At 75.9% G+C, this 16,875-nt stretch carries 15 protein-coding genes; 9 read left to right on the plus strand and 6 right to left on the minus strand.

Annotated elements, in window-relative coordinates:
* Positions 1-30: 30 nt before the first annotated feature.
* The 4 genes from AC0OLQ_RS21065 (at position 31) to AC0OLQ_RS21080 (ending at position 4,689) form a co-directional block, all read left to right on the plus strand.
* Positions 31-1,830 carry a hypothetical protein gene (locus tag AC0OLQ_RS21065; protein WP_484527656.1) on the plus strand — a complete coding sequence of 600 codons (1,800 nt, stop codon included), beginning with the start codon at positions 31-33 and terminating at the stop codon, positions 1,828-1,830.
* Complete coding sequence (locus AC0OLQ_RS21070) at positions 1,827-3,476, plus strand: hypothetical protein (protein WP_484527657.1); 1,650 nt, start codon at positions 1,827-1,829, stop codon at positions 3,474-3,476. Before AC0OLQ_RS21065 ends, AC0OLQ_RS21070 begins: the two co-directional genes overlap by 4 nt.
* 231 nt (positions 3,477-3,707) lie before the next feature.
* A complete protein-coding gene (locus AC0OLQ_RS21075; RefSeq protein WP_484527658.1) occupies positions 3,708-3,830 on the plus strand; it encodes a hypothetical protein in 123 nt (40 codons plus the stop codon).
* A 1-nt stretch (position 3,831) separates the two neighbouring features.
* Positions 3,832-4,689 carry a peptidoglycan-binding domain-containing protein gene (locus AC0OLQ_RS21080; RefSeq protein WP_484527659.1) on the plus strand — a complete coding sequence of 286 codons (858 nt, stop codon included), beginning with the start codon at positions 3,832-3,834 and terminating at the stop codon, positions 4,687-4,689.
* A 15-nt stretch (positions 4,690-4,704) separates the two neighbouring features.
* Here the strand turns inward: AC0OLQ_RS21080 and AC0OLQ_RS21085 are convergent, their stop codons facing one another.
* From AC0OLQ_RS21085 to AC0OLQ_RS21095, 3 genes are read right to left on the minus strand one after another with little or no spacing between them, the layout of a single operon-like run.
* Positions 4,705-5,802 (minus strand): glycoside hydrolase family 18 protein, encoded by a 1,098-nt coding sequence (locus AC0OLQ_RS21085; protein WP_484527660.1) that lies wholly within the window; start codon positions 5,800-5,802, stop codon positions 4,705-4,707.
* A gap of 55 nt (positions 5,803-5,857) precedes the next feature.
* Positions 5,858-6,631 (minus strand): nucleotidyltransferase domain-containing protein, encoded by a 774-nt coding sequence (locus AC0OLQ_RS21090; RefSeq protein ID WP_484527661.1) that lies wholly within the window; start codon positions 6,629-6,631, stop codon positions 5,858-5,860.
* 43 nt (positions 6,632-6,674) lie between these two features.
* Positions 6,675-7,613: a diacylglycerol/lipid kinase family protein gene (locus AC0OLQ_RS21095; protein WP_484527662.1), complete on the minus strand. Its 939-nt coding sequence runs from the start codon at positions 7,611-7,613 to the stop codon at positions 6,675-6,677.
* 155 nt (positions 7,614-7,768) lie between these two features.
* Between AC0OLQ_RS21095 and AC0OLQ_RS21100 the strand changes: the two genes are divergently transcribed.
* A complete protein-coding gene (locus tag AC0OLQ_RS21100) occupies positions 7,769-9,010 on the plus strand; it encodes a hypothetical protein (protein WP_484527663.1) in 1,242 nt (413 codons plus the stop codon).
* Between the two features lie 141 nt (positions 9,011-9,151).
* Positions 9,152-9,832: a hypothetical protein gene (locus AC0OLQ_RS21105; protein WP_484527664.1), complete on the plus strand. Its 681-nt coding sequence runs from the start codon at positions 9,152-9,154 to the stop codon at positions 9,830-9,832.
* A 57-nt stretch (positions 9,833-9,889) separates the two neighbouring features.
* Here AC0OLQ_RS21105 and AC0OLQ_RS21110 read toward each other — a convergent pair whose 3' ends face one another.
* Positions 9,890-11,149 (minus strand): glycoside hydrolase family 6 protein, encoded by a 1,260-nt coding sequence (locus AC0OLQ_RS21110; RefSeq protein ID WP_484527665.1) that lies wholly within the window; start codon positions 11,147-11,149, stop codon positions 9,890-9,892.
* Positions 11,150-11,392: 243 nt separating this feature from the next.
* On the opposite strand from AC0OLQ_RS21110, the gene AC0OLQ_RS21115 reads away from it, so the two are divergent.
* From AC0OLQ_RS21115 to AC0OLQ_RS21125, 3 genes are read left to right on the plus strand one after another with little or no spacing between them, the layout of a single operon-like run.
* Positions 11,393-13,708, plus strand: coding sequence for a transglycosylase domain-containing protein (locus tag AC0OLQ_RS21115; RefSeq protein WP_484527666.1), 2,316 nt, complete (start codon positions 11,393-11,395; stop codon positions 13,706-13,708).
* A gap of 37 nt (positions 13,709-13,745) precedes the next feature.
* A complete protein-coding gene (locus tag AC0OLQ_RS21120) occupies positions 13,746-15,152 on the plus strand; it encodes a CoA transferase (RefSeq protein ID WP_484527667.1) in 1,407 nt (468 codons plus the stop codon).
* 15 nt (positions 15,153-15,167) lie between these two features.
* Entirely contained in the window at positions 15,168-15,773 is a 606-nt protein-coding gene (locus AC0OLQ_RS21125) for a YdeI/OmpD-associated family protein (RefSeq protein WP_357342354.1), read from the plus strand.
* Between the two features lie 8 nt (positions 15,774-15,781).
* On the opposite strand, the gene AC0OLQ_RS21130 is transcribed toward AC0OLQ_RS21125, so the two are convergent.
* Together AC0OLQ_RS21130 and AC0OLQ_RS21135 are read right to left on the minus strand one after the other, a co-directional pair.
* Positions 15,782-16,381: a TlpA family protein disulfide reductase gene (locus AC0OLQ_RS21130; RefSeq protein ID WP_484527668.1), complete on the minus strand. Its 600-nt coding sequence runs from the start codon at positions 16,379-16,381 to the stop codon at positions 15,782-15,784.
* On the minus strand, positions 16,378-16,809 hold the full coding sequence (locus AC0OLQ_RS21135) for a hypothetical protein (RefSeq protein WP_357342359.1): 432 nt from the start codon (positions 16,807-16,809) through the stop codon (positions 16,378-16,380). The genes AC0OLQ_RS21130 and AC0OLQ_RS21135 overlap by 4 nt, the downstream gene beginning before the upstream one ends.
* Positions 16,810-16,875 lie beyond the last annotated feature (66 nt).

The raw sequence follows: 16,875 nt of genomic DNA on the forward strand, positions 1-16,875 counted from the left end.
GCGACCGACACAGACAGCGGAGAACTGCACATGACGATCATCTGGAAGAAGGACCTGCCGCTGCCGATGGCGCGGCCCCGGTACTACGACTACGAGTACCTGCGCGCCGACGACCTCACCCAGGCGCTGGACTACCTGCTGGCCCGGCAGAACCTGGCCGCCCGGCTGCTGCGCCCGGTGGGCGTGGTCAGCGGCCTGGACCTCACCCCCACCGGCGGCGACGTGACGGTCGGGCAGGGCGTGGCGATCGACGGCGACGGCAACGTGATCGTGCTGCCGGAGAGCCGGCGCAGCCCGCTCCCCGGCGACGGCACCTTCTTCGTCTGGGTCGAGTACCACGAGTTCCTGACCGACGTGCGCGACGAGGGCGGCGTGGCCGCGGAGACCCGGTGGACCGAGGAGGGGCTGGTCAGGGTCAGCGCCACCGCCCCCACCGACCCGGCGCACGCGGTGCTGCTCGGCAAGGTGACCCGCACCGGCGGCACGGTCACCGTGCAGGGCACTGGTCGGCAGGCCGCCGGGCTGCGGGTGCCGGTCGGCGCGATCGTGCCGGCCGTGGGCGCCGGGTCGCAGGCCGGCATCACCTTCCCCAGCGACCCGGGCGGCGGCTCGGGCGACGAGGCGTACGTCCGCTACTGGCCGTACAACGGGGAGAACACGATCCTGCGGATCGCCAACAACAACGACCCCGACGACCTGATCGCGTTCACCCAGTACGGCGCGGACCGGCTGCGCATCGGCGGCGGCATGCTGCACCTGGGCAGCATGGAGGGCGCCAACGTCAGCGCCGGGCAGGTGGTCAGCGCGCTGGGCTTCTGGGGGCCGGGCGTGCAGCACGCCCAGTTCTCGTTCCGCGCCGGCAAGGGCTTCGAGCTGGTCGACCGCAGCGCGGACGGCCCGAGCCTGGCCTACACCGAGGGCAGCAAGCCGTACGCGGATCTGGCGGTGAAGGAACTGCGCGCGGCGACCCTGCGTGGGCGCGGCGGGTTGTCGGTGACCGCCGAGGGCGCGCTCGGCCTGCGGGCCACCGGCGGGGTCAGCGTCGTCAAGGACGCCAACGGCAACGGTGACCTGGGCGTCGGGGGCGCGCTGACGGTGGCCGGGAACCTGAACATGCCGAACTGGACCTGGATCAATGGCGGCACCCGGCTGCACATCGGCGGCCCGGAACGCCTGTACCTGCTCAACGCCGCCGGCGTGCACGTCGGCTTCGGCGGCGTCGGGGGCGCCGACAGCGGCTGCCTCTTCGTCGAGAACCGCAGCTCCTTCGGCGGCGACATGCGGGTCACCGGCAAGATGGTGGTCGGGCCGGCCACGCCGCCGCTGGCCTCGTGGAGCGGCGGCGGGATCAGTACCTTCGACCTGTTCTCCTCCGGCGCCATCTACCTCGGCAACAGCGAGGCCAGCGGCTACACGATCAGCCTCACCGCAAGCAACGGCATCATCAAGGGCAAGTCCAAGCAGTTCGCCATCGACCACCCGCTCGACCCGCCGGACGCCACGCAGCGCCGGCAGCTCATCCACGCCGCGCTGGAGGGGCCGGAGAACGGCGTCTACTACCGGGGCGAGGGCCGGTTGGAGAACGGCACGGCCACCGTGGAGCTGCCCGTGTACTTCGAGGCGCTGACCCGGGCGGAGGGGCGCACCGTGCAGCTCACCCCGGTCTTCGAGGACGACGAGCCGGTCTCCGCGCTGGCTGCCGGCCGGGTCCGGGACGGGGTGTTCCGGGTCCGCACGGTCGACGGCTCCCCCGCGTCGCACGCCTTCCACTGGCAGGTCAGCGCCATCCGTGCCGACCTGGAGCCCCTCGCCGTGGAGGTGCCGGCATGATGCCGACCGGCTGGTGCCCGGGGACCCGCACGGTGACCGGCATGCTCGGCACCTATCCGGGGACGAGCTGCGTGCGCATCTTCTTCGGGCCGGGCGACGGGCTCCCCGCGGCGGCCTGGACCGACCCGCGGCAGCGGCTGGCCCAGGCGCCCGCCGACGCCGACCTCATCGTCTCGCACAAGGACCCGGAGGTGGACGCGGCCGCGTTCGTCGCGGCCTGGCAGGCCACCGGCCGGACCGGCCGGCTGATCCTGGTGCCGCACCACGAGCCCGAGCAGCAGACCGGCGGCGACCCGGCCCCGGCCGCGTTCCGCACCTCGTGGACCCGGACCCGCACCCAGGTGGGCGACCATCCCGCCCGGCACGACGGCCGGTTGCGGCTCGCGGTCTGCTGGACCCTGCAATGGGTACGCCGGGTCGACGCCGCCGGACGCCGAGTCAACGACTGGCGCACCTGGTGGCCGGAGCACGAGGCCGACGCGGTGGATCTGGTCCTCGCCGACTGGTACCCGTACGACCCGACGGCCCGCAACCCGTTCCGCCCGGCCGGCTACGAGGAGCCCGCCTCCGCCCTGGCGATCATGGTGGAGCTGGCCCGGGCCACCGAGAAGCCGTGGGGCATCGCCGAGATCAACCATCCGCGGATCACGACGGCGGGCGGCTACCCGGCCGACCTGGATCCGGACGGCAGCCGCTGCGCCGCCTGGTATCGGCGGATGCACGCCTGGGCGAAGGCGAAGGGCTGCCAGGTCTGGTCGCACTACCACCGGGGCGAGGGCGACCTCACCGAACGGAAGACGGAGCAGCAGGCGCTGCGCGAGCTGATCGCCGCCGAGGCGGCCGGGCCGCGCCGGCTCGCCCCGGCCCTGGAGACGTTGCGCGCCGAGCTGACCCGGCGCTGGCCGGGCGCCGGCCGGACCGTCGTCGACTCGGTCCACCACGCCGATCACCGGCCCACCGCCCGGGGCACCGTCGACGCGCTCGACGTGGACGTCACCGGCGTGGACACGGAGGCGCTGCTCGCCGCGTTCCAGCGCCACCCGTCGGCGGCGCACTGGATCCACGCCGGCGCCTCGGCCCGCGCCGACGACGGCTGGACCCGGCGGCCGTACGCCGGCACCGACCCGGGCCGGGACCGGCTGCACCTCGGGATCCGGTCCACGGAGGCGGCCGAACGGGACCAGCGCTCGTGGGGCCTGGTCGCGGAGGCCGGGTCCGACGCCACGCGGTTCCTGGCGCTGCTCAAGGACCCGGCGGTCGCGCTTCAGCTCCGCGCGCTGCCGTGGCAGTACGTCGGCGGCGGCATCCCGAAGGGCATGTCCACGCTCGGCGTGCTCAACGAGATCGTGCAGACGGTCCGGGTCATCGGCGAGACCGTCGCCGGGCAGGCCGCCGACCCGGCACCGGTCCGGGCGGCGCTGGCCCGGCTGCCCGAGCCGCGCACGACCGCCGACCCGCCGGCCGGGACCGCGCTCCCGCGCAACCCGGGCGAGGTCGACGCGCTCGCCGACGCCGTGGCCGCGCGGGTGCTCGGCGCGCTGCCGGCCCACGCCGGCGGGGTCTCCGGCGCGGAGCTGACCGCCGCGCTCCGGGCCGCGCTGGCCGACCTGGCCGAGCGAGATCGGATGGCTCCTCCGATCGGGTGAGTGGGCGGCCCGGCCGGCGGAGCGCCGTGCTCGCCGATCCCCCGATCCGGCCGCCCGGTCGGCGGACGGCCGGCACGATCGGCGCGGCATGGCGGCCGCCCGGCTCGCCGTAGCGCTGATAGCCGACTCAGGTGTTGCCTCGGTGACCTGCGGTTTCGACAGTGGACCCAGACCCGGCCGGCGAGTTCGCGCCGCCGCGTGACGCCGGCCTGAGCAGGAAGCGGAGACACCATGACCGACACCGCCACCATCGAGCCGGACTACCAGGTGACGGTCTTCGAGGAGGATGACGACCCGGAGACCCTGATCGGCGACGAGATCGAGTACGACCTCGCCGCGGACGAGGAGCAGTGACGTGAGCGCCCACCTGGCACCCGCGCTGCGGGTGCTGCGCGACGAGATCAACACCCGGTGGCCGCATCGGGACCACAGCTCGGACGGCTGGATCGGCGACGCCGCGCACCAGGCGCGCCGCTCCGACCACAACCCGGACGGCGACGACGCCTCGGTCAACGCCCTCGACGTGGACGTCGACGGGATCGACCCGCTGCTGGTGGTGCGGCACGCCATCAACCACCCGTCCTGCCAGTACGTGATCTGGAACCGGACGATCTGGAGCCGGACCCGGGGCTTCACCGCCGCCCGGTACACCGGCAGCAACCCGCACCAGAAGCACCTGCACGTCAGCGTCAGCCACCAGCGGTCGCTGGAGGACAGCCCGCGGCCTTGGGGCATCGCCACGGCGGCCGCGACCCGGCTGGGCGACCGGGTGCTGAAGAACGGGTGCCGGGGCAGCGACGTCCGCGAGTTGCAGACCCTGGCCAATCGCCTCAACGCCCGGCTCGCGGTGGACGGCGCCTTCGGCCTGCGCACCGCCGCCTGGGTCCGCGCCTTCCAGCAGGCCCGCAAGCTGACCGTGGACGGGATCGTCGGCCCGGCCACCCTGGCCGCGCTGCGGCAGGCCACCGCCCGGCCGCAGCCGCAGCCGGGGCGGGCGCCCGGGTGCCGCACGGTGAAGCACGGCAGCAGCGGCGAGGACGTGGCATTCGTCAAGCGGTTCATCGGCGCCAGCCGGTGCGGCCCGGCCGGGGTCGACTTCGACACGCGTACCGAGGACGGGGTCCGCTGGTACCAGCGGATGCGCGGGCTCGCCGACGACGGCGTCGTCGGCCGGCTCACCTGGGGGCAGATGGGTGTGCGGGTCACCTACTGACCGGACGGACCCCGGTCAGCCCTGCCGCAGCGCGGGCATCGGCACCGGCACGGCGAGCGCGGTCGCTCCGGCGCCCGCGCCGCCCTCGCAGGTGTTCGGCGGCACGGTGCCGATGCCCCGGGTGGACGGTCGCTCCGCCGCCCAGAACATGAAGCCCAGCATGCCGGCCGTGCTGCCTGCGCCGTGCGGCGCGACGCTCTGCACGTACGGGGCGGCGGCCTTCTGCACCGAGTTGGCGTAGTTGACGCACTCGGGCAGCGGCTTGCCGCCGTAGGCCAGGTAGACCGCTCCGGTGAACTTGGCCGGGGCGAGCGGGGGCACCGGCGGGCTGTACTGCGGCTTGCCGTCGACGTGCTCCTGCCAGTCCGCCTGGGCGGTGCTGGCCGAGGCGGGCCGGGCGGTGACCATGGCGTTGGCGTAGTCGAGCACCGGGGCGTCGGTGCGCAGCCAGTCGGCGGTGGCCTTGCGGTTGAGGTCGATCAGCCAGCGGTCGCCGGCGGCCACGTCGATGGTGAGCCGGGCCGGCGTGCGCGCGCCGGTGGCGTCGTAGGGGTGGACCGCCCGGTAGGCGTCGATGAAGGACTGGAGGCCGGCCAGGTTCGGGCCGGTGTTCTGCTCGTAGTCGATCTCGATGCCGACGCCGAGCCGGCTGGCCACCGCGGCGGCCCGCTGCCCGAGCAGGGTGGGGTTCTCGGCGAGCGCGGCGTCCCAGTCGTCGGTGTAGGTGATGCCACCGATGGAGAGCATCACCCGGACGCCGCGGGTCGTGAAGTACTGCACGATCTCGCTGGTCATGCCCCGCGGCACCCCGTCGAGGGTGGTGGCGTCGGTGGTCTGGCGCAGCAGGTCGAGCGGGTTGACGAAGCTCAGCACCACGAGGTTGACCGAGGGACGGCCGTCGCCGCGGTCGATCAGCCAGTGGTTCTGGCTGTCGAACTGGGCGACCGTGCGGGCCGTGCCCCAGGTGCAGAAGTCGTCGCCGCAGTGCCAGGCGCCGTAGACCTGGACCGGAGTGGCCGCCAGCGGCGTGGGCGCGGGCGGCGGCGCGGCGACGGCCGGGCCGGTCGTGGCGAGGACGAGCAGGAATGCGGCCAGGAGTACCGAGCGTCGCATGGGGACCTCCCCGACTGTTCAGTACGCCTTGTTTACAGTAGGGCGACGACCCGCGTCAATGCACTGCGGCGATCCGGTCCAGCACCCGTTGCTGGAACGCGCGGGCCGCGGGGCCGGCCGGCGGCGGCCCACCCCGGCGGGCCGCGATCGACCGGCGGATCAGCTCGGCGTCCGGGTCGTCGGCCGCGAGCCGCCGTCCGGCGTCCACCTTGCCCAGCCAGACGCCGTCCCGGCAGCGGACCAGGGCGCGGCAGGCGCCGAGCACCGCGTCCTCGGCGCCGGGTGCGGGGGCGTCGCCGGGCGGGGTGGGCAGCGCCAGCCACCAGCGCAGCGCCTCGACCAGCAACCGCCGCAGGTCGGCCGGCCCCGGGTCGGCGAAGACCTCGGCGGCGGGCGGGCCGAGCAGGGCCAGCCCGGACTGGCGCAGGATGCTGCGGTCCAGGGCGTACCAGAACCGCCCGTCGGCGGCGGGCCGGTCGGCCGGGTCGTAGGTGGCCCGGAACGGCATGGTGGGGCCGGTGTTCAGCTCGACCTCGAAGCCCGGCTCGGGGCTGCCGGAGCCGGCCACGTCCCGCCGGTAGACCACCAGCTCCAGGCCGCGCGCCGGGCAGGGCAGCGCCTCGTGCCGCAGCTGGTCCACGAGCGCCCGCTTCGCCGCAGCGGCGACCGGCCGGGCGACCACCAGGGCCACGTCCACGTCGCTGCGTCCCGGCTGGTACGCCCCCAGCCCCACCGAGCCGGCCGCGTACGCGCCGACGAGGTCGTCGCCGAGCACCGCCCGGGCCCGCTCGACCAGCTCGCCGAGGTAGCGGCGCACGTCGTCGTCCATGGCCGCATCCTGCCGCCCCGGTTCGCGGCGGCGCCGGCCGGGGTCACTCCGGCGGCTGGTCGGGGCAGCAGACGGTCAGCGCGCGGGGAACCACCTTCACCTTCAGCCGCTTCGCCGTGCCCCGTGCGCCCCCGTCCAGCTCGTAGGTCTTCGGCTCGGCGAACCGGACGCTCACCTTCCGCCCCCGGGTGATCCGGACGAAGGGCGACTCGTCGGACCGGCCGGCCGCCATCCGGCCCAGCGTGCGGGCCCAGTCCACGGCGCCGCTGGCGGTGGAGACGCCGATCTCCAGCGCGCCGTCGTCGGGGCGGGCGTCGTCGAAGGCGGGGATGCCGCCGGTGATGGTGCCGACGTTGCCGAAGAGCACGCAGCTCGCCTCGCCGTCGAACCAGTCGGCGCCGTCGACCCTGATCCGGGTGCGTACGCACTCGCCGCGGACGTGCCGCAGCCCGGTCCAGACGTACGCGATCCGGCCGAGCCGGCCCTTGAGCTTGCGGTCGGCGTCGCGGATCAGGTCGCCGTCGAACCCGGCGCCGGCCATCACCGCGAAGTGCTCCCCGTTGAGCCGGCCCAGGTCCAGCTCGCGGCGGCGGCCGTACAGGGCGATCCGGAGCGCCGCGGGCAGGTCGGCGGGGATGCCCAGGTTGGTGGCGAAGAGGTTCGCGGTGCCGGCGGGCAGGATGCCCATCGGCACGTCCGACCCGGCGAGGGTGTCGGCGCACCGCTGCACCATGCCGTCGCCACCCCAGACCAGGACCAGCTCGGCGCCCTTGTCCAGCGCCCGGCGCACCTTCTTCGGCGCCTTGCGGCTCTTCGGCACCTCGTACCAGAGAAGCCGGCCGACCCCGGCGGCGACCAGGCCGGCGCGCAGCTCGTCGAGACCGCCGCCGAACGTCTTCTTCCGGTGGGCGACGACCGCGACCACGCCGGCCGGCGGAGCGGGGGCGTCAGTGTCGGGACGGTCGGCCGTGCTCGTGCTCATGGCCCCGGTGGTACCCCACCGCCGGATTTTCCACGCCTGCCGGCGCCGCGACGCGCGCGAATACCGGTCGGCGGCATGCTGTGATCAACCGACTTCGTTCGGTACAGTACGGGCGTTGATCGCCGGCGCTGGCCGGGGATCGGAGGGGTGCCGGGATGACTCGACGCGGCGGGCGGCTGACGCGGGTCGCGCTGCGCGTCGGTCTGCTGCTCGGCGGGGTCGCCGTGGCCTGGGGCGCGCACGAGGTCGCCGGCGGCACCGCCGCCCACGCCGCCGAGCGCCCGCCCGCCGCTCCGCTCACCGCCGCCGTCGACCTGCTCACCGACGTGCTGAACCCGGTCCTCGGCGCGGTGACGCCGCCCCCCTCGTCCGACGGCGCCGGCGCCGTTCCGCCCGAGGCCGCCCCCCCGCCCGCCCCGAGCGAGCCGGCCGTCCCGCCCCGGGAGCGGCCCCGCCCCAAACCCGACCAGCGAGCCGTCACCCGCCCGGACGACCGGCGCGCCGCTCGGGCCGCCCGGCCCGGCTCGACCCGCGCCGACGGGCGCCGACCGGCCCACCCGGGGCGCGACCGCGCCACGCCGGCGCGGCGGGCACCACGACCCGGCGCCGCCGACAGGCTCGACACGGTCGTCGCGCCGGTGCGCGACCGGGTGCTCGCGCCGGTGACGCACGGCCTCCGCCCAGTCACCGATCCGCTGCGCGACGGGCTGCTCGCCCCCGTCGCCGGCGCCCTCGCGCCGGTCACCGAGCCGGTCGGCGCCGGGCTGCTCACCCCGGTGGCCGGCGCGCTCGCCCCGGTCACCAGGCCGCTCGCCCCGGCGCTCTCCCCCGTGTGGCGCGGCCTGAAGCCGGTGCGCGAGCCGCTGGATCCCGTGCTGACGCCGCTCACGCCGGTGACCGACCTGCTGGACCCACCCGCCGCTCCGGTGCCCACGCCGCCGCCCGCGACGCCCCCACCGACCACCCCGCCCGGCACCCCGCCCGGCACCCCGCCCCGCGCCGACACCGGTGGCCCGGCGCCGCACGGGCCCGCCGGTGGCGCCGACGCCGCCGGGGCCCCGGCCACCGCCGAAGGAACCATCCTCCAGCCGGGCCCGCACCGGGCGGCCCTGAATCAGCCGTCGGAGGCCACCCCCGCGTCGTCGTCGCCGTCGCCGGCCGGCACCGAGCGGCCGCGTCCGGTCCGGTCCGACCGGACGGACCGGGCCCCCGTCCCGGCCACGCCGGTCTCGTCGGGCAGCGGCGCGGCCGGGTCGGCCGGTGGCGCCCCCGGCGAGGCCGCGGTCAGCGGGGCCGCCACCTGGGCCCCGCCGGCGCTGAGCGGGCGCCACCACCGCCCGGCCGACGGTCCGGCGCCGGTGTCCCGCACGCCCCGCCCGGGCACCCGGCCCGCCTGACCGGCCCGCGGTGGCGGCCTGCCGCACCGCGCCCCGGGTCCCTCCAGCGAGTAGTTGCACGGCCGCTCGCGGCCGGCGCCGCCGACGACCACCCCGGCGCCCTCCACCTACGCGATCACCCTGGTGACCAGGAGTTCCTTCATGAGCACAGCTACACCCGTCGTCCGGGCCCGATGGTGCGACATCGGCCGGATCGCCGATCTCGTCGCCGAGGCCATCTGCCCCACCGCCCTCGCGGCCTGGCTCGTCCCGGACGCGCAACGCCGCACCGCCGTGCTCGCCGCCGTGGCCCGGATCTGGACCGAGCACGCCATGCTCTTCGGCGACGCGTTCCTGCTCCGGGACGGCACCGCGGCGACGGTGTGGTTCCACCGCTACCGGCCGATCCCGGCGCCCAACCGGTACGCCGACCGCCTGGCCGCGGCCGCCGGCCCGGACGAGGAGCGCTTCCTCCAGCTCGACGAGGCGCTCGCCGCCCAGCGTCCCGCGGAGGCGCACAACCACCTCGCGCTGCTGGCCGCACCCGGCCCGACGGCCGCGCGCCGGGCCGCCGCGGTCCTCGTCGGGGCGCAGCGCTGGATGGACACGCTGAGCCTGCCGACGTACGCGGAGGCGTTCACCGAGACCGACCGGGACCTGTTCCGGCGGCACGGGTACGCCGACCGGGAGGCCTTCACGGGGCCGGGCGACAGCACCACCCACCCGATGTGGCGGCTCTCGCCGTTCTGGGCCGGCCGGTCCGGCGGCAACGTCCGCTGGCCGGTCCGCCGGCTCGCCGGCCGGACCCGAAACGGCCGGGCCACCGGGTGGGCGCTGCGCTGAGGTCGGGGCGCCGGTGACCGGGCCGGGGCGGTCGATCGCCGCCCCGGCCCGGAACGGTCAGCGCAGCGGCGGGTTGGCGTACCGGACCAGTTCGAGGGCCTGCTCGTCGAACCAGGCGCCGGCGGCCGGGTCGGCGATACCGCCGCGCGCCGGGTCGTGGCCGGTGCCCGTGCCCCGGTCGCACTGCCCGTCGGACTGGCCGGGGGTCTTCACCCAGAGGAACGCGTCGGCGAGCGGGTCGCCGGTGGCCGTGGTGGGACGCGCGCCCAGCCCCCGGTCCGGCGGGTTGCACCAGGTCTGCGGGTCCGGCCAGCTCACCCCGGCCGGCGGCGTCCACGGCCCCTGCCCGTTGCGGCTGGTGTCCACCACGAAGTGGGCGAGCCGGTCGGCCGGCACGTCGCCGACGTTCTCGGCGTACCAGGCGTCGGTGCGGCCCCAGGTGCTGAAGTCGGCCGGGTCGGCCGGGTAGTACTGGCTGGCGCACCAGTCGAAGTGGCCGCGCGCCCACTCGGGACCCTCGGTGCCGTAGTGGATGCACCGGGAGATCCAGTTGCCGTACTTGAGCTGGCGCTCGGTGGTCTCGTAGTTGGAGACGTTGAGGAAGAAGCCGTCGGCCTTCACGACGCCCGCCTTGACCAGCCGGTCGGCGGCGTCGCCGACACCGAGCCACGCGCTGTGCGTGCCGTCGAGGTAGACGCTGGTGCGGGGCAGGGCGCTGAGCTTGTCCACGGCGTAGTTGAGCATGGCGAAGCGGTCGGCGGCGGCGGTCGCGGGATCCGCCTCGGCCGGGCGGCACCAGTCCTGGCTGCCGGTGATGGTGGTGTACCAGGGGATGATGCCGAGGCCGTCCGGCTCCAGCATGACGGCCACCTCGTGACCGCCGATGCCTCGGGCGAAGGCGTCGATCCACGCTTCGTACTCGGCCACCGAGGTGGCGCCGCCGGCCGAGTACTGCGCGCAGTCGCGGAACGGGATGTTGTAGGCGACCAGCACGGGCACGGTCTTCTTGGCGGCCGCGCGGCGTAGCTCGGCGTTGACGGTCCGGCTGACCGCGGCGGCGGAGCCGCCGGTCACCCAGACGGCCTGGGGCGTACGGATCATCGCGCGCAGTCCGGCGGCCTCCTGGTACCGGCCGGCTGCGGTCAGTTCGGCGATCTGCGCCACCGCCCCGTGGTCGGGCCGCGGGGTGTAGAAGGTCACGCCGTCGCGGATCTCCGCGCCGGCCGGTGCGGGCGAGAACGGTACGGCCGCGGCGACGGTCGCGGCGACGGCGGCGAGACCGGTCAGGGCGCGCCGCCGGAAGGGGGTCAGGGCCACGTCTTTGCTCCTGATGGACGGGGGAACGGGTGATGGGAGCGTTCCCGCAGCTCGTCAGAGCCTCCCCCGGAGCAGCCGCGACTGTCAATGTCTCAGGCTGCCGGAGCTGGCGGCCGCCGTGCCGCAGCGCGGCGAGGGCCACCCGGAGGGCGGCGACGCCCGGTGCCGTCGCCGCAGCTCCGCTAGCCTGCGAGCCGGGCAGGGACACGATTCGGCCGAGCAGTCGGAGGGTATCGGGTGCGGATGCTTCAGACCGGTGACAACGACGACGACGCGACACCGCCCCCGGGCCGGAGGCGTCGGCGGCACCGCCTGCTCATCTTCCTGGCGGTGCTCGCGCTGCTGGCCGGCTCGGGCCTGGTGGCCGGCGGCTACTACTTCGACAGCGTGCCGACCCCGACCGACCTGAAACTCCCGGAGTCGACCACCGTCTACTACGCCGACGGCCGCACGCCGCTGGCGAAGCTGGGCGCGGAGAACCGCACGATCGTCCCCTACGACCAGATGAACGACTCGGCCAAGCAGGCCATCGTGGCGGCCGAGGACCGCACCTTCTGGACGAACAAGGGCGTGGACTTCAAGGGCGTGCTCCGGGCGGCCTGGGCGAACGTCACCGGCGGGCAGCGGCAGGGCGCCTCCACCCTGACCCAGCAGTACGCGCGGGTCGCCGCCGACCTGCGCGGGGTGACCTACTCGCGGAAGCTGCGCGAGGCGGTCATCGCCTGGAAGCTCGATGACAAGTACAGCAAGGAGGAGATCCTCGGCTTCTACCTGAACACCGTCCCGTTTGGCCGGGGGGCGTACGGGATCGAGGCGGCCGCGCAGACCTACTTCGGCAAGACGGTGCGCCGGGACGCCCCGCCGCAGCAGCAGCTCACCCAGGCCGAGGCGATGGTGCTCTGCGCCATGGTGAAGCAGCCGGAGGCGGACCCGGCCGACCCCGAGGGCTCCCCCGGCTACGATCCGCGGCGCAACGCCACCGCGAAGCAGAACTCGATCGACCGCTGGAACTACATCCGCGACGGCATGGTGAAGCTCGGTTACCTCACCTCGGAGCAGGCGGCGAACCTGGCGTACCCGGACACGGTGCGGCCGATCGACCCCGACGCGGGCCGCTCCGGGCTGGACCGCCCGACCGGCCTGGTGGTCAACCACGTGCTCAGCGAGCTGCGGGAGACCGAGCCGTTCCGCGGCAAGCCGGACGAGGTGATCCGGGACGGCGGCTACAGGATCGTCACGACCATCGACAAGCGGGTGCAGGACGCCGCCGAGGCGGCGGCCGACATCCGCCGGGACACCGCCCCGGAAGCCGTCCGCGGCCAGCGGAAGAACTGGCAGGCCGCGCTGGTCGCGGTCGAGCCGGGCACCGGCCGGGTGCTCGGCTACTACGGCGGTGACAAGAGCTCCGGCGCCGACTACGCGGGCTGGTACCGCGACGAGAACGGCCAGGCCCGCGGGTTCGGCCAGCACCCGCCGGGCTCGTCGTTCAAGGTGTACGACCTGGCCGCCGCCGTGGAGAACGAGATCTCGGTGAAGCAGCGTTTCGACTCGCCGGACACCAAGGAGTTTCCCGAGTCGGGGCGGACCAAGGGCAGCCCGGCCGGCCCGATCCGCAACGCCGAGCACGCGCCCTGCCAGCCGAACTGCGCGCTCTGGGAGGCGACCGTCGCCTCGCTGAACGTCACCTACTTCGAGCTGACCGAGAAGCTCGGCACCGCCAAGGTCATCGACATGGCGAAGCGGGCCGGGGTGGAGTCGATGTGGGAGACCGTCAAGGGCAACCCCCAGCCGCAGCGGGTGGACCTGCGGGACAAGCCCGCCGAGGAGGTGGCCGGGCGCTTCTCCACCGAGGTCGGCATCGGCCAGTACGGCATCAGCGTGCTGGACCACGCCAACGGGATGGCCACCTTCGCGGCCGGCGGCAAGCGTGCCGATGCGCACTTCGTCCGGTCAGTGACCAAGGGCGACGAGAAGGTGTGGAGCGAGCAGCTCAAGCAGACCGACCTCGGCCTCGACCAGGAGGCGATCAACCAGCTCGACTGGACGCTGCGCCGGGTCCGGGCGGCCAAGCTCGACAACGGCTGGGACTCGGCCGGCAAGACCGGCACCTGGCAGGCCGGGCAGAGCACCACCCAGAACGTGCACACCTGGATGGTCGGCTGGACCGGGGCGCTCGCCTCCGCCGTCTGGCTGGGCACCACCGACGGCAAGCCGCTGCAGACGAAGGACGCCAGCTACGAGGTGTACGGCTCCACCGGGCCCGGGCCGATCTGGCGGCAGTTCATGGAGCAGGCCACCGCGGCGTTGAAGCTCGACCCGGACAAGTACCGGTTCCAGGATCCCGCGTTCCCGAACGACGCCCCGGAGACCACCGCGCCGGCGACGCCGCCGGCGACCTCCTCGCCCACCCCGTCCGCGCGGCCGACGCCGAGCGCGACCCGGTCGCGCCCGAGCCCCAGCCCCACCCCGAGCGAGCGACCGACCTCGCGGCCGACCATCTCCCCCTCGCTCAGCCCGCTGCCCAGCCTGTCGCCGTCGAAGACCCGGCGACCGCGGTGAGCGCCGGGCCGCCGCCGGCGGTGCGATGATCGGCGGCGTGGAGAACGAGAGGACGGACGCGATCGGGTCGGCCTGGGCCGCGCTCGGCGGTGACCCGGCCGACGCCGAGGCGGTGCGGCCGGCCGGCCCCGCCGGGGTGCTGCCGGCCCGGCTGCCGGTCACCGACCTGGCCGTGGCGTGCGTCGCCGCCGCCGGACTGGCCGCGCTGGAGCTGGCCCGGGCCCGCGGCGCCGGAACGGACGGCCCGCTGACCGTGGACAGCCGCGCCGTGGCGGTCGCCTTCACCAGCGAGCGGCACCTGCGGGTGGACGGGCAGGCGTTCAGCGGCTTCGCCCCGCTGTCCCGGTTCTGGCCGGCCGCCGACGGCTGGGTCCGCACCCACGCCAACTACCCGCACCACCGGCGGCGACTGCTGACCGCGCTCGACCTCGACCCGGCGCACCCCGACGACGAGGCCCTGGTGGCGACGGTCGGCGAGCGGATCGGTGCCCGCCCGGCGGCCGAGGTCGAACAGCGGGTGACCGCGGCCGACGGCCTCGCCGTGGCCGCCCGCACGCCGGCCGGATGGGACGCGCACCCGCAGGCCGCGGCCGTCGCGGCGGAACCCCTGGTCCGGCTCCGGGCCGACGCCCCCGCGGCGGCCCGCCCGGTGTCCGCCGCGCCGGCCGGGCTGCCCGCCGCCGGGGTACGCGTGCTCGACCTGACCCGGGTGATCGCCGGTCCGGTGGCCACCCGGTTCCTCGCCCTGCTCGGCGCCGACGTGCTGCGCGTCGACTCCCCGCGGCTGCCCGAGCTGGAGCCGCAGCACCTGGACACCGACGCGGGCAAGCGGTCCACCCTGCTCGACCTGGGCCGGGACGCCGACCGGGCCCGGTTCACGGCGCTGCTCGCCGACGCCGACGTGGTGGTCACCGGCTACCGGCCGGGGGCGCTGGACCGGTGGGGCCTCTCCCCCGAGACGCTGCGCCGGCACCGCCCCGACCTGGTGGTGGCGCGACTGTCGGCCTGGGGCGGCACCGGCCCGTGGGCGGGGCGACGCAGCTTCGACAGCCTGGTCCAGGCCGCCACCGGCATCGCCGAGATCGAGCGGCGGCCCGACGGCACGCCGGGCGTGCTGCCCGCCCAGGCGCTCGACCACGGCACCGGCTACCTGCTCGCCGCGGCGGTGCTGCGGGCGCTGGCGCTGCGCGCCGGCGACGGGGGCGCCTGGACCGCCGAGCTGTCGCTGGCGCGTACCGCCCGGTGGCTGCGGCACGAGCTGCCGGCCGGGGCGGTCCAGGCCGCCGCCCCGCCGGACCCGGACCCCTGGTGCGCCGAGCGGGACAGCCCCGCGGGGCGCCTCCGGTACGCGCTGCCTCCGGTCACCCTGCCCGGCGGTCCGCGTACCTGGGCGAGCCCGCCGACGCGGTGGGGCGGCGACCCGCCGGCCTGGCTGCCCCGCTGAGCGGAGGAGGAGCCGATGGCGCAGGAACCGCCGGAGCTGGTGGTGCCCGACGCGGACGCCTGGCGGGACTGGCTCGCCACCCATCACGACGACCCGGTCGGCGTGTGGCTGGTGCTGGCCAAGCGGGGCGCCGCCGGGCCCACCACCCTCACCTACGACCAGGCCCTCGACGAGGCGCTGTGCCACGGCTGGATCGACGGCCAGGTGCGGCGCCGGGACGAGGCCACCTACCGCCAGCGGTTCACCCCGCGGCGGGCGCGCAGCCCCTGGTCGGCGCGGAACGTCGGGATCGTCGCCCGGCTGGTCGAGGAGGGCCGCATGCGGCCGCCCGGGCTCGCCGAGGTGGAACGGGCCCGGGCCGACGGCCGCTGGGACGCCGCGTACGCCGGGCAGGCCACCGCCGAGGTGCCGGACGACCTGGTCGCCGCGCTCGCCGGCAACGCCCGGGCCCGGGCGATGTTCGACGTGCTCACGGCGCAGAACCGGTACGCGATCATTTACCGGCTCGGCGCCGCCCGGCGGGCGGAGACCCGGGCGCGGCGACTGGCCGAGTTCGTCGAGATGCTCGCCCGGGGCGAGACCCCGTATCCCCAGAAGCGCCGGCCGGCCGCGCCGGACTGACCCGCCGGTCAGCCCGCGAGCACGAGCCTGCGCAGTTCGGCGTCAAGGGTGGCCGCGTCCACGCCGCCCGGCCAGCCCCGCAGCAGCGCACCGCCCTTGGCGACGACCACCACGGCCGGGGGCTCGCGGACCGCGTACGAGCGCCAGATCAGCCCGTCGGCGTCGAGCGCGACCGGGTACCCGACCCGGTGCTCCCGCAGGTAGCGCTGGACGTCCTCGGGCTTGTCCTCGGTGGCCACCCCGACAAAGACGACCTCGTCCCGATGGCGGCGGGCCAGCTCGCTCAGGGCCGCCTGACGGTCGGCGCAGAGCGTGCACCAGGTGGTGAAGAAGACCAGCACGACCGGCCGGTCGGCCCAGAGTTCGGCGAGGGCCACCGGGCTGCCGTCGGTGAGCGCGCCGGTGACGGCCGGCGCGCCGGGCGCCCCGGACGGCGCCGGTCGCAGCGCGAGACCCGCCGGCGCGGGACCCGGCAGCGCCGCGGCCCCACCGGCGACCGGCTCGGGCCGGGCGGGCGCGTCGTCGCCGCCGGAGCATGCGGTCGCGGCGAACACCCCCGCCAGCGCCAGCGCGACGGCGGTCAGGCGGACGGCGTACGCCCGGGTCACGACGGCACCACCGCGACCAGCGCGGGTCCCTCGCTGTCGTTCGGGGTGAGGTCGACCGGCGGGTGGCCGTCGACGACCAGCCGATAGGCGTCCCGCGCGGCCAGCTCGACCGGCACGGCGAACTCGCAGTACGTCGGCACGCGCGGCACCTCCAGGTCCTCGGCGAAGGTCGCCACCGACCGGCCCGGGGAGAGCGAGCCCTCGGCGAGCGTCCGGCCGGCCGGGTCGACCACCTGGAACGGCGCCCGGTTGTGGAAGTGGGTGTAGGGGCCGGTGCCCGCGCACTCGACGCCCGCCGGCCGGATGTTGATGTCCCGGACGAGCACCCGCACGGTCATCGCCGACCGGGCCTCCTCGCCGTCACCGCACGCGGTGAGCGCGCCGGTGAGCAGCGACGGCAGCACCAGCGCTGCCAGCAGGCGACGCATCTGTCCTCCTGGTCGTCGGGGTCGGTGCCCGGGGCGGTGCGGCACACGGTCCGCACCGCCCCGGGT

The sequence above is a fragment of the Micromonospora sp. Utrum1 genome, from assembly GCF_057197805.1.